Raw genomic sequence first — 11,934 nt, 5'->3', positions numbered from 1 at the left:
CGGTGCCTGGCCGAGCACCTCAGCCACCGCGGCGGCGTCCAGGCCGAGGGCGGCCGGCGAGGACGGCTGGGATCTCTGGTGCGCCGCGGCCGATGGCCCGGCGGACCCCGCCCTCGCCGAGGTGGCGCGGCGCGCGCTGGACGCGCGCGCCGTCCTGCTGCCCGTCTGGATCGACGACCTCGTCATCCGGGTCGGCCCGCTCACCCATCCCTTCGACACCGCGTGCCTGCGCTGCTATCTCCTGCGGGCCGACTCCGACGACGTGTGGCGTGAGGCCCACGCGCTGCTGCGCGCCCAGCCCTCGCCCGGCGCCGGGTTCCTCCCCTCGATACCCGCGGTGGCCGGGGAGATCGCGGCCACCGAAGCCGTCAAGCACCTCGCCGGGCTGCCCGTGACCACGTGCGGCCGCGTCATCGAGGTCAGCCTGGTGCCGTTCCACTCGGCCGTCCGCCGGGTGCTGCGCGTCCCTCGCTGCCCCGACTGCAGCGGGACCGCCCGGCAGGGCGCACCCGTGATCACTCACGGTTCCCAGCTGGCGGAGTGAACCCGCCCGATAGGAGAGGTGGATGGACCTGCTCGACGCATGGACCGATCTCGTGGACCCCCGCACGGGCATCGTCCGTGAGATCACCGAGCTCCGGATCGACGACGACGAGCCCCGCTTCGTCCACTACCTGTCCGAAGCCTGTTCCGCGGAGGCCCTGGGCTTCCTGAAGAACTTCGGCAACAACGGCGGGGCGGCGACGGATCGGCGCAGGGCGCTGGCCAAGGCCGTCGGCGAGGCGGTCGAGCGCTACTGCTCGGCCTGCTTCTCCTACGACGACCTCCTGATCGCGTCCTACGCCGAGCTCGACCGGCCCGCCACCCCGCCTGACTCCTACGCCCTCTACCGCCCGGAGCAGCACGGCGCGCCGGGCTTCCCCTGGAAGCCGTTCACCTCCGGCACCCGGGTGGCCTGGACGCCGGGGCGCTCCCTGGTCACCGGGGACGAGGTCCTCGTCCCCGCGGCCTTCGTCTACGTCCCCTACCACTACCGGGCCGACGCGGCGATCGCCCAGCCCATCTCCACGGGGCTGGCCTGCGGCTCCTCCCCGGAGGAGGCCACCCTGTCGGCCCTGTGCGAGGTCGTCGAGCGCGACGCGTTCACGCTCATGTGGCAGGGACGGCTGAGCCGTCCCCGGATCAGGCACGACAGCCTGCCCGACTCCCTCACCGACCTCGTGCGGCGCTTCCAGGCCGTCGGGCTGGCGGTGCACATCGTCGACATCGGCACCGACATCGGCTGCCCGTCCGTCATGACGATCGCCGAGGGCTTCACCCGCACCTCGCCCGCGCTCGCCTTCGCCGCCGCCTCCCACCCGGACGCCGAGGTCGCCTGCCGTAAGAGCCTGGAGGAGCTGGCGCACACGCGGAAGTTCTCCGTCCAGGTGATGAACTACCTGCCGCCGCTCCCCGTCGAGGTGGAGGCCGGTCATCCCGCGGTCGACGGGCAGCGGGCCCATCTGCGCTACTACTGCCCGCAGGAGTCGAAGGAATACGCCCGCTTCGCCTGGGACTCCCCCGAGGAGGTCGATCTCGACCTCTCCCCCGGCCGTGACCGCTCCCTCGGCGCGCTCGTCGCGGCCGTGGCGGCGGCCGGCGAGGACGTGATCGCGTGCGACCTCACGACGCCCGACATCGCGGAGCTGGGGCTGTCGGTCGTGCGGGTGGTCGTCGCGGGCCTGCATCCGCTGCACATGGGGCACTCCAACCGGGCGACCGGCGGCCGGCGGCTGGCGGCGCTCCCCGGCTGGTCCCCCGGCGACGACAACCCCCATCCCCACCCGTTTCCCTGACGAGGGAAATCCCCCGACGAGGAAGGGCAGCCATGCATCCGGTCGACGCGTTCCTGCTGGAGGACAGCGAGGATGCCGTCTGGGAGAGCTATCACGAGAATTCCAAGACGACCCGGGCCACACCGCACCTCTACTTCGACCGGCACCCCTCCGACGGCACGGTCGTCGCGATGATGAACCGGCTGCGCGAGGCCAAGCCGTACCACGACCGTCCCCGGATCGCCCTGCCGTACGACCTCCCGCCGTCCGTCATCGGCCTCGACGAGGCACTGACCGGCCGCGAGTCGGCCCGGGGGTTCGGTCCCGGGCCGGTCGGGCTGCCGGACGTGTCGAAGATCCTGCGCTGCGCCTACGGCGTGACGCGGCCCAACGCCGACGGCCGGTATCCACGTCCCTTCCGCGCCGCCCCGTCCGGCGGCGCCCTCTACCCCCTGGAGCTCTATCTCTGGGCCCGCGAGGTGTCGGGCCTGGTGCCCGGCCTCTACCACTACGACCCGGCGGCGCACGAGCTCCACGAGCTGGGCGAGTTCGAGGCCGGCGGCTGCTTCGTCCAGTCCGACCTCGTCGCCGCGGCGCCGGCCGTGGTGCTGGTGTCGGCGGTGTTCTACCGCTCCGCCTTCAAATACGGCGAGCGCGGCTACCGCTTCGTGCTCATCGAGGCCGGGCACGTCGTGCAGAACGCGGTGCTCGCCGCGTCCGGGCGCGGGCTCGCCGCGGTGCCCGTCGGCGGTTACTTCGACCGCGAGCTCGACGGCCGGCTCGGCTTCGACGGGCTGCACGAGTCGGTCGTCTACTGCCTTCTCCTCGGCCCGCGAGAACCGGGATGACCGGCCCGTGGCCGTTGCGCGTCACCGCTGACGGGCCGGCCCGGGAGGGTGCCTCCGCGCTGGCCTCGCTCGTGCACCCGCTCGACCCCGAGGTGTTCCGCACCGCCTACTGGCAGCGCAGGCCGCTGCACGTCCAGGGGCCCGCCGGCCGCTTCGACGACCTGTTCACCATGGCGGACCTGCGCGAGGCGATGGGCCGCCAGAACGAGCTGGGCCTGCTCATCCGCGTCAGCGGCGACCGGGAGGGCGACGGAGGGGCCGCCGGGGCGCACGTCGCGGTGGAGGCCGCCGACGTGGCCGGCCATCTCAGACGCGGCGCCTCGGTCTGCGTGGAGCCCGTCGAGCGGGCCGCCCCCCGCGTCGCCGACCTGGCCGCCCGGCTCAAGCGCGAGCTCGGCCACCACGGCGACATGGGCGTCAAGTGCTACCTCTCACCGCACGGCTACGGCTTCAACACCCACTTCGACGCCCATGTCGTGACGACGCTCCAGCTCGACGGGCACAAGCGGTGGCGCCTGTCGCGGGCGCCGGGTGTCCCCTTCCCCCGCGGCAACGCCTTCGCCGACGAGGGCGGCGGCGTGCGCTACATCGGGCGCGCCCCCAGCTCGGTCCGTCCGTGGGAGCGCCCGGAGATCGAGGAGGAGGCGTTCGCCGAGGTCCTGCTCAGCCCGGGCGACGTCCTGTGCCTGCCCGCGGGGACCTGGCACAGCGCGAAGGCGGTGGGACACTCCCTCGCCGTCAACATCGCCTTCGCGCCCGTGGACGTCCTCGGGCTCCTCACCGCCGCCGTCCGGGGCCGCCTGGAGGAGCGGGAGGCGTGGCGCTCGGGGCTGCCGGCGGACGGCGGGGCGGCCGGCTTCCTGCTGGACCGGCGGGAGGAGCTGATCGACGAGCTAAGGGCGCTCCCGCTGGACGACCATCTGATCGCGACGGCGGCCTCCGCCGCCCCGGTCAGCGCCGCCCCGGCCAGCGCCGCCGCCCGGATGGCCGCGCAGGCTCCGGCGGCCGGCGGTTCCGGCGAGCGCAGGCTGCAGTGCGTGCTGACCGTGGCCGACGCCGGGGCCGCGGCGGAGTGGTACGGCCGGGTGCTCGGCTGCCGGGTCCTGGCGGCGATCCCGGAGTTCGGCTGGATCGAGCTGACCTCCCCGGTGCCCGGGGTGAGCATCGGCCTGTCGGAGATCCCCACCGCCGGGGTCAGCGGCGGGGCGGTGCTGGACTTCCGGGTCGACGACCTGGAGCACACGCGCGGGCTGCTCGACCGTGACGGAAGGACCCCACCGGCCCGGATGCGCGCCGTCACGGGCGTCGCGCGCTTCCTGGAGGCCCACGACATCGACGGCAACCGGCTGATGTTCTACCAGCCGGACGACGACCAGGAGAGGAACTGATGGGCAGGCTGGACGACAGCGTCGTCATCGTCACCGGCGGGGCCAACGGCATAGGGCGGTGGTACTGCACCGCCCTCGTCCAGGAGGGCGCCCGGGTCGTCGTGTGCGACGTCGACGCCGAGGGAGCAGCCGGTTTCGCCGGCTGGCTCAACGAGCGGACCGGCTCGGAACGCGCGCACCCCCTCGGCGTCGACGTGACCTCGCCGGAGCAGACCGCCGGCATGGCCGCCACCGTGCTGGCCCGTTTCGGGGCCGTCGACGTGCTGGTCAACAACGCCGGCAGCTACCCGCACGTGGCGTTCGAGGACATCGACCACGACGCCTGGCGGCGGGTGCTCGCCCTGAACCTCGACAGCGTCTTCCTGTGCAGCCGGGCGGTGCTGCCGGTGATGCGGAAGCAGGGCCGCGGCGCGATCGTCAACGTGGCGACGAACCTCGTGTGGTCGGGACTGTCCAACATGGCCCACTACATCGCGGCCAAGTCCGGGGTGATCGGCCTGACCAAGGCACTCGCCCGCGAATACGGCGAGCACGGGATCCGGGTGAACGCCCTGGCCCCCGGGGCCGTGGTCCCCGACCTCCCCGACCGGCCGCTCAGCCCCGCGGGCCGGGAGGCGGTGGACGAGATCCTGCAGTACCAGTCCGTGAAACGGCACCAGCACCCCCGCGACCTCGTCGGCACCATGCTGTTCCTCTGCTCTCCGGAATCGGAGTTCATGAGCGGCCAGGTACTCACGGTCGACGGCGGCCTGACCATGCACTGACGCCGATGACAGCGCCCGCCTACGATCCCCGCGACCCCGGGATCCTCGCCGACCCCTACCCCGCCTACCGCGCCCTGCGGGAGCACGACCCGGTGCATCCGGTGCCGGGGGCCCGGCTGTGGTTCCTCACCCGGCACCGAGACTGCCTCACCGTGCTGTGCGATCCCCGTTTCTCCGCGCGGCAGGGGCAGCGGCTACGGCAGCGCCGCACGGCGCTGCCCACCTCCATGCTGAACACCGACCCGCCCGACCACACGAGGCTGCGGCGGGCCGCGGCGCCGGCGTTCCGGCCGGGGGCGCTGCGCGAGCACGAGCGCTGGCTCGCCCCGCTGGTCGGCGCGTGGGTGCTGCGGGTGCGCGAGGCGGCGCTCGCGGGCCGGGAGATAGACCTCGCCGCCGACTTCGCCCGCCCGCTGGCGGTCCGGGTGCTCGCCGGCTTCCTGGGCCTGCCGGAGGACGATCTCGCGGACTTCGGCGGCTGGGCCGACGCCGTCGCGGGCAACCTCGACCCCTTCGCCGATCCGGCGCGGGACGGGGAGGCCGCGATGTCGGCGATGTGCGACCGGTTCGCCGACCACCTGTTCGCCCGGAGCACCGTCCCCCGCCCGGACGCGTTCACCGTTCTCGCGCGGGGACACCTCGAAGGGCTGCTCGCCCCGGCGGAGGCGATGGCCACGGCGGGCCTCCTCGTCGTCGGCGGGGTGGAGCCGCTGGGCGACATGATCACCAACGCCGTCGCCGCCATGCTGGCCGAGCCCGGGCGCTGGCGCGACCTGGCGGACGCCGGTGGATCGCCGGCGCGGCGGGCCGCGGAGGAGCTGCTGAGAATCGACCCGCCCATCCAGTTCACCGCCCGCACCGCCGGGGAGGACCTCGTCATCGGCGGCCGGTCGATCCGGCGGGGTGACGGCGTCGTGCCGCTGCTCGGGGCGGCCAACCGCGACGGCGCGAAATTCACCGACCCCGACCGGCTCGACCTGGGCCGCCGCGTCAACCCGCACCTCTCCTTCGGGGCGGGTCCGCATTCCTGTCTCGGCGCGCCCCTCGTCAGGCTGTTCGCGCGGCTGCTGATCGCGGCGGTCCGTGGCTGCCCGGCCGAACCGCGGCCGGGCGGCGCGGGCCCGGCCCGCCGTACGGGCGCGGTCCCCCGCGGCTACGCCTCGCTGCCGCTGCGCTGGTCATGAGGCCCGCCGGACAGGCCGAGCGCCACCTCGCCCGCCGCCCTCTCCCCGCTGGCCAGCGCCCCCTGGACGAGACCGCGCAGGTCAGGCCGGGCCGAGGCCTCCCCGGCGAAGAAGACGGTCCCGCCGAGCCGCTCGGCCCACACGGCCGAGGCGGCCCCGGCGCCGGCCACCGGCACGCTGTAGGCGCCGCGCGACCACCGATCGCGCCCCCAGTCCGTGACGAGCACGTCGTCCACCTCCCCCAGGCGGGGGCCGAGCGACCTGAGGAGGTCGGCCTCCCAGCCCGGCCGCCGGGCCAGCCGCGCCGAGGGTCCTTTGACGTGACCGGCCGTGACGCGCGAACCGGCCCGGCTGGTCCAGAGCCCGCCGGGTGGATCGGCCAGGAGGAGCCACGCGGAGCGGGGCGCCGGCCGGGCGGTGACCAGGACGACCGCGACGGCGTCGCAGGAGGCGAGCACGGCGGCGGCGTCGGTCTTGCGCCGGGGCAGCGGCGGATCGAAGGCGAGGTCCCCGCCGGCGACCACCGGCGGGGGCGGGGTGAGCACGGCCGCACGCGCGCGGACCACCGCGGAGGCGGTCGCGGCCTCCACCCCGTCCGGGCCCCAGCGCAACCGCTCGACCGGGGAGTCCGTACGGATCTCCAGCCCCTCGGCCAGCGCGTGGACCAACCGGTCGAACCCCCCGACGACCACTCGCTCACCGCCCCGCCCGCGGCCGTGGTAGGTCGCCGCGGTCTCCGCCAGGTCGAGCAGCGCCGGGTCCTCCCCCACCACCTGCTCCATCCAGCAGCGCGCCAGCGCGCGGGCGGGCGGGGCGAGGCCGGACAGCCCCCGGCCCACCGTGCCGGACAGCGGCCGCGAGGCGTACAGCCCCGCCTCCACCGCCCACGGCAGCGGCCGGATCCGGGCGGCGAGCGCGGCGGCCCCGCGGTGCACGCCCCCGGCCACGACCACGAGCTCGGTGCCCGTCTCCATGGGCGCGGTGCCGATCCGCGCCTCGCGGAGGAGATCGTCGAAGTCGTCGCAGCCGGCCGGGTGCACGACCTGGGCGCCCAGCTCGACCGCCTCCGCCGGATCCGGCCGGAAGGTGCGGACCCGGCCGCCGATCGCGTGCCGGGCCTCCAGCACCACGACGTCGAAGCCCCGCGCGGACAGCCGGCGGGCACAGGCCAGTCCGGCGACCCCGGCCCCGACGATCACGACGTCGGCTGTCTCGGCTGTCACAAGCGCTCCCCCCTGCCCCGAGGAGACAACCGTGGCCTCCATGGACCTCACCGCGACGGCGCGGCTGGCCGCCGCGTTCGGCGACCTCGCCGTACGGCTCGGCGTCCGCGACGATGCCGGCGCCACCGCCGCCGAGCTGCTCCGGATCACCGGGGAGCCGCGCCGGCACTCCATTCTCACCGGCTCCGCCGTGCCGGTTGAGGTTTCCCTGAAACTCGGCGAGCAGGGCGCCCCCACCCTGCGCTGCGTCATCGACATGGTCGAGCATCGCGCCGAGGATTGGGAGCATTCGCTGGCGCATGCCCGTTCCGTCACCGGATGCTCCACCGAGGAGCAGAGCGCCTGCCTGCTGGAGCTGTTCCGGACCCACCTGGCCGGCGCCCCGGCGGACCTGCCGGCCCCGCTGATGCTCGGCCTGGGCTACGGCACCGGGGGCCGCAGGCGCGGAACGGTCTACTTCAGGACCGGCTGGCTCGGCCCGGACGAGCTCGCCGCCAGGTTCCCGCTGCGGATGAAGACCCTCAGGCAGGCCGAGCACCTGCACGGCTGCCGGCTCCCCGGAGCCGTCGAGGTGATGGGCTACGACCTGGCGGGCGGCGAGCTCACGGCCTGGAAGACCTACAAGTGGCTCCCCACGGACCCGGACCGCGCCTTCGGCGACCGCGCCGGGACGCATCCGGACCTGCTGCCCGCCAGGCGGCTGCACGACCTGTTCGTCACCGCCTCACGGCCGAGACCCGCCGACCGGTCGCTGTTCCTGCAGCTCTCGCACGACGGGACCGGGACCCGGCAGAAGGTCTTCTTCTTCTGCGCGGCCTGGGGCTGGGACGGCCCGGAAGGGGTGGCGGAGCTGCTCGGCTCCCTGCAGCGGGCCTTCGGCCACGACCTCGGCCCGCTGCTGCGCCTGCGCGAGGCGATGGCGACCCGCGGGGTCAGGGTGCGGCTGGGGCTGATCGCGGTCGGCGGTGACCCGCGGCGTCCTTCCCTCACGTTCTACTTCTGGCCGACCGGGGAGGAGCAGGCCGGACAGCGGGACCCGGAGGAGTAGGCCGGACAGCGGGACCCGGAGGAGCAGGCCGGACAGCGGGACCCGGAGGAGTAGGCCGGACGGCGGGACCGGCGCGGCCGGCCGCGGACTGTCAGCGGAACCGGTAGACGGTTGTGGAGGCGGACTCCGGGCCGGGGCCGGCGGCTCAGGCTTCCCGGGCCGTCGGGGCCGTACCCATGTCGTCGCCGACGATCCGCAGCGCGTCGACCAGGTCACGGCCTGACGGGGCCTGCTCCGGATCGACCAGCCACTGCACCAGCACCCCGCTCAGCATCGCCTGGTAGAGCGAGCCGACGATCCGCGCGTCCTTGTCGCCGCCCGCCTCCCCCGCCGGGGCGCCGACGTTGCGGAACATCTCGGCCAGTCCGAGGCGGGCGGCGTCCATCGAGGCGACGAGCTGCTCGCGGATCTCCGGCAGGCGGTCGATCTGGGCGATGAGCTCGAACTGGGTGACCCAGACCGGACGGTGGGTGGCGAAGGAGGCGATCACCCGGTCCCAGGTGGCCGCGAAGCGCTCGGCGGGCGTGGCGCCGGGGTCGGCGTCGGCGGTCAGAGCCCGTTCGATCTCGTCGCCCCACTCCTGCATCGCCTGGAAGAGCGCCGTGTTCATCAGCGCCTCCTTGGACCTGAAGTGGTAGCCGATGGCCGCCAGGCTGACGCCGGAGGCCGCCGCGATGTCGCGTGCGGTCGTGCGCGTGTAGCCCTTCTCGTACAGGCAGCGCTTGGCTCCGGCCAGCAGATCCTCACGGTTTCCCATGTCCGCGAGCCTACCCAAGTCCGAGACGATCGTCTTGGTCGTTTGTGTAAGACAGTGCCGCCGGACGTCCGCGCGGGATGAGGGCCGGGGCCACGCCACCGGACGGCGCGGCGGGACGTGCCGGAGGGCGGAGGATCAGCGGGCGGAGAGGGAGAACCCGGCGACGACGACCTTGCGGATCGCGATCGTGAGCGCCGCCACGGCGATGGCCGTCCACGTCTGCGCCAAGGAGAGGCGGAGCAGCCCCGCCGCGACGAGGAAGTCCAGCAGCACCGCCATCGCCCCCCGGGGGCCGCCGCCGGACAGCAGGGCGGCGACCGCCGCGACCAGTCCCATGGCGGCGACCAGGGTGGCGGCCGCGCGGACGAGCTCAGCCACCTCCGGCACCGGGGGCCGGACGCGGATGGGCTCCGTTCACCGTACGTCCCTCCCGCTCGATCTCCTTGCTCAGGAAGAAGTTCAGCGCGGTCCTGATGGCCGCGATCGCCGCCAGCTGCCCGATCTGCGTGAAGCTCGGCGAGATGGCCGTGCGCAGGATGTCGCCGGCGAGCTGGAACTCCAGACCGAGCGCGAGGAACCGCCCCAGGAACAGCCGCACGGCGATGAACCCGTCATCGTCGCGCCGCCGTACGGCGACCAGGAGGAAGCGCACGAAGGCCACGGCCGCACCGGCGAAGATGACGATCGCGCCGGCCGCCTCGACGAGACGGACGAGCAGGTCGACGACCTCCCGGAGTGTCTCCACGGGCAGAAGGTCAAGCATGTGCTGCTGGTACCCGGTGATCGCGGGCCTAAGCCGGACCACCGACGGGACCGCCGGCTCACGGCCTGGCATCGCGGCACGTCCTGACGCTGGGCGAGGACGGCGCTCACCGCGCGGTGGCCGCCCAGGCCAGCGAACCCCGCCGCCCCTTGAAAGGCGCTTCGATGCTCTGTGGCTGATGTCAACGGCACCCGCTATGGGATGGGGGTGACACATGGTGCCACTCACCGAGGCTCTGGCACTCCAGGACCATAGGGTCGCCCGACCGTGTGGCGGCATCGGTCGGAGTGTGCCGTTCAAGCGCCACCGGCCTCGCCTGTCGCGCCATCAGCGGTCCGTCAACCGTGCTCATGCCCGCGTCCGAGCTGGGAGGCGAGCGCGCTGTTGCGACCTTGAAGGCCTGGAAGGTGCTGGTCCCGACTCCCTTGCTGTCCTCGTCGCGCCATCGCGATCGTGCAAGCGTTCCTCGTCGTGCAGGCCGTCGAAGCCGACCGCCACCCGGGACGAAAGGGCTCACTCATCCATATTGTCGGCGGTCTGGACGAGTCGGGCCATGGCCTCCACCGGTAGCGCGGGGTTGGTGGCCGCCGAGAACGCGACCTGCTCGTCGGAATCGTCAAGGAGCGCCGGCATCCGGGTGACGGGCAGTCGTGCGTCTCGGGCCATGGCGATCCGGACGCTGCGTTCCTCGTCATGGCTCAGCCGCTCGATGACGTCCGCTGGGGTCCGTGGATCCAGCACGACCAGGCGTCGCTCGCCCGGACGCGGCGAGTCGGCGAAGCGGGCCAGATCCGCTCGTGGAAAGCGCGGTCTGTCGGTCAGGTCGCCTTCCGAATACCCGGCGCCGTCCAGGACCACGCGCAGCAGCAGGTCGGCGGGCGCGTCCGGATGATGTTCGGCCAGCAGGAGCCGGACCGCTCGATCGTCATCGCGGGCGAGCCGCTCGACCAGGACCGGCTCGAGGTCCGGATTGCAGGCGACGCTGCGGCGCAGCACCACATGGCCGATTCCGCGTGGCGGGCCATCGCGGAGGCATCGGCGAAACAGTCGCGGATTCACGGCAGCGGGACGCGCACACGGTACGGCTCGGAGTCGTAGTCGATGGCCGCACGCTCGGCTTCGGTCAGTTCCGCGCGGAGCGAGACCCTCAAGCGGATCCTCAGGTCGGGGTCGGTGGACAGCTCCTCCACCAGATCGCGGTCCAGGTGCGGGTTCTCCGCGACCATGCGGCGGCGCCCGGTGTCACTGCTGCGGGCATAGTGTTCGGCCATCGCTCTGGGCAGCGGCGCCTCGCCCACGACCCGCGTCGCGTCGCCACTCGCGAGGATCTTGTCGAGCAGTCCCGGCCGCTCCGGGTAGCCCTTCAGTTCGGCCGCCCGCCGTACCGACGGATCCTTGTCGTCCAGGAGGGCCGCTCTGACAGGTGCGGGAAGCAGGTTCCAGCCGGAACACATCGTTCTTCGCACCTCAGGTTCCGGATCTGCCGCCAGCACGGTCAGGACGGGAACAGGAGTCTGCCGACTCTGGGCCAGCTCGCACCGGATCTCGATGCACGGGTCATGGGCCAGGAGGTCGTAGGCGGCATCGGTCAACGGCGTGGTCCGGGGTTGGAAGCGGTGCCACTGCGGACCTTCGGCCAGGGCCCAGCGCGCGCGGAGAACAGGATCCCCCGCGAGCCTGGATCGGATCCCGGCCGGGACGTGGAGGTTACCGGCGAAGCACTCCCTGACTTTGGCGTCGTGGTGGCCGACGAAGGCCTTCACCACCTGCTCCGGCAGGTCGGCCCGCCACGCCAGATACGGCAGCGCGCCAGCCGTCACCTCCGGCTGGAGCATGCGGAGCATGAGGCGCGCCGGCAGCGCGGGGTTGACGGCCAGGCCCGACAACGTGCTCACCGTCCTCCTCTCATCCCTGCTCTTGTCCGCGCTGAGCACGAACAGTATCCGGACGTCTCCGGCGTCCCGAGCAGTCGATCGTCCCTTCGAGTGGCGTCGGCACGGCTGCCTCGGCGCTGCCGACCGGGCCGGGGCTCCGGCTCCCTCCACACCCATCGTGAGCGGCACCATCACGATGGAAAGGGCTCATTGCTGCACTCATGGAGAAGGGCGATGGCCCCGAAGATCCACCGCCCCATCAGCCGTCCGC

General features: G+C 73.6%; 13 protein-coding genes and 1 pseudogene. 8 read left to right on the top strand and 6 right to left on the bottom strand.

Going from position 1 to position 11,934, the window contains the following annotated elements:
- The 6 genes from ACWDS7_RS20110 to ACWDS7_RS20085 form a co-directional block, all read left to right on the top strand.
- Window positions 1–544 (top strand): TOMM precursor leader peptide-binding protein (locus tag ACWDS7_RS20110; protein ID WP_451930492.1); only part of this gene is annotated, 544 nt, incomplete at its 5' end.
- Between the two features lie 22 nt (window positions 545–566).
- On the top strand, window positions 567–1,835 hold the full coding sequence (locus ACWDS7_RS20105; RefSeq protein ID WP_451930491.1) for a YcaO-like family protein: 1,269 nt from the start codon (window positions 567–569) through the stop codon (window positions 1,833–1,835).
- Between the two features lie 32 nt (window positions 1,836–1,867).
- Window positions 1,868–2,662 (top strand): SagB/ThcOx family dehydrogenase, encoded by a 795-nt coding sequence (locus ACWDS7_RS20100; RefSeq protein ID WP_451930490.1) that lies wholly within the window; start codon window positions 1,868–1,870, stop codon window positions 2,660–2,662.
- Window positions 2,659–4,050, top strand: coding sequence for a JmjC domain-containing protein (locus tag ACWDS7_RS20095; RefSeq protein ID WP_451930489.1), 1,392 nt, complete (start codon window positions 2,659–2,661; stop codon window positions 4,048–4,050). The genes ACWDS7_RS20100 and ACWDS7_RS20095 overlap by 4 nt, the downstream gene beginning before the upstream one ends.
- Window positions 4,050–4,814 carry an SDR family NAD(P)-dependent oxidoreductase gene (locus ACWDS7_RS20090; RefSeq protein WP_306858809.1) on the top strand — a complete coding sequence of 255 codons (765 nt, stop codon included), beginning with the start codon at window positions 4,050–4,052 and terminating at the stop codon, window positions 4,812–4,814. Before ACWDS7_RS20095 ends, ACWDS7_RS20090 begins: the two co-directional genes overlap by 1 nt.
- A 5-nt stretch (window positions 4,815–4,819) precedes the next feature.
- The gene (locus tag ACWDS7_RS20085; RefSeq protein WP_451930488.1) at window positions 4,820–5,998 is read left to right on the top strand and encodes a cytochrome P450; all 1,179 of its coding nucleotides are present in this window, start codon (window positions 4,820–4,822) and stop codon (window positions 5,996–5,998) included.
- On the opposite strand, the gene ACWDS7_RS20080 is transcribed toward ACWDS7_RS20085, so the two are convergent.
- The gene (locus ACWDS7_RS20080) at window positions 5,968–7,221 is read right to left on the bottom strand and encodes a flavin monoamine oxidase family protein (protein ID WP_451930487.1); all 1,254 of its coding nucleotides are present in this window, start codon (window positions 7,219–7,221) and stop codon (window positions 5,968–5,970) included. The genes ACWDS7_RS20085 and ACWDS7_RS20080 overlap by 31 nt on opposite strands.
- A gap of 31 nt (window positions 7,222–7,252) precedes the next feature.
- Between ACWDS7_RS20080 and ACWDS7_RS20075 the strand changes: the two genes are divergently transcribed.
- Complete coding sequence (locus ACWDS7_RS20075) at window positions 7,253–8,269, top strand: hypothetical protein (RefSeq protein WP_451930486.1); 1,017 nt, start codon at window positions 7,253–7,255, stop codon at window positions 8,267–8,269.
- 145 nt (window positions 8,270–8,414) lie between these two features.
- Here the strand turns inward: ACWDS7_RS20075 and ACWDS7_RS20070 are convergent, their stop codons facing one another.
- From ACWDS7_RS20070 to ACWDS7_RS20060, 3 genes are all read right to left on the bottom strand, one after another.
- Window positions 8,415–9,026: a TetR/AcrR family transcriptional regulator gene (locus tag ACWDS7_RS20070; protein WP_451930485.1), complete on the bottom strand. Its 612-nt coding sequence runs from the start codon at window positions 9,024–9,026 to the stop codon at window positions 8,415–8,417.
- A 135-nt stretch (window positions 9,027–9,161) separates the two neighbouring features.
- The gene (locus tag ACWDS7_RS20065) at window positions 9,162–9,404 is read right to left on the bottom strand and encodes a hypothetical protein (RefSeq protein WP_451930484.1); all 243 of its coding nucleotides are present in this window, start codon (window positions 9,402–9,404) and stop codon (window positions 9,162–9,164) included.
- Window positions 9,397–9,789, bottom strand: coding sequence for a DUF1622 domain-containing protein (locus ACWDS7_RS20060; RefSeq protein WP_451930483.1), 393 nt, complete (start codon window positions 9,787–9,789; stop codon window positions 9,397–9,399). Before ACWDS7_RS20060 ends, ACWDS7_RS20065 begins: the two co-directional genes overlap by 8 nt.
- 292 nt (window positions 9,790–10,081) lie before the next feature.
- On the opposite strand from ACWDS7_RS20060, the pseudogene ACWDS7_RS20055 reads away from it, so the two are divergent.
- Window positions 10,082–10,293, top strand: a pseudogene (locus ACWDS7_RS20055) (transposase family protein); the annotation flags it as partial.
- Between the two features lie 9 nt (window positions 10,294–10,302).
- Here the strand turns inward: ACWDS7_RS20055 and ACWDS7_RS20050 are convergent.
- Together ACWDS7_RS20050 and ACWDS7_RS20045 are read right to left on the bottom strand one after the other, a co-directional pair.
- Window positions 10,303–10,788 carry a hypothetical protein gene (locus ACWDS7_RS20050; protein ID WP_451930482.1) on the bottom strand — a complete coding sequence of 162 codons (486 nt, stop codon included), beginning with the start codon at window positions 10,786–10,788 and terminating at the stop codon, window positions 10,303–10,305.
- A 56-nt stretch (window positions 10,789–10,844) separates the two neighbouring features.
- Entirely contained in the window at window positions 10,845–11,684 is an 840-nt protein-coding gene (locus ACWDS7_RS20045; protein WP_451930481.1) for a hypothetical protein, read from the bottom strand.
- Between the last annotated feature and the right edge of the window lie 250 nt (window positions 11,685–11,934).

Source organism: Streptosporangium sp. NPDC003464, from assembly GCF_053588315.1.
The sequence above is the reverse complement of the archived record's forward strand: the minus strand, read 5'-3'. Positions and strand labels throughout refer to the sequence as shown.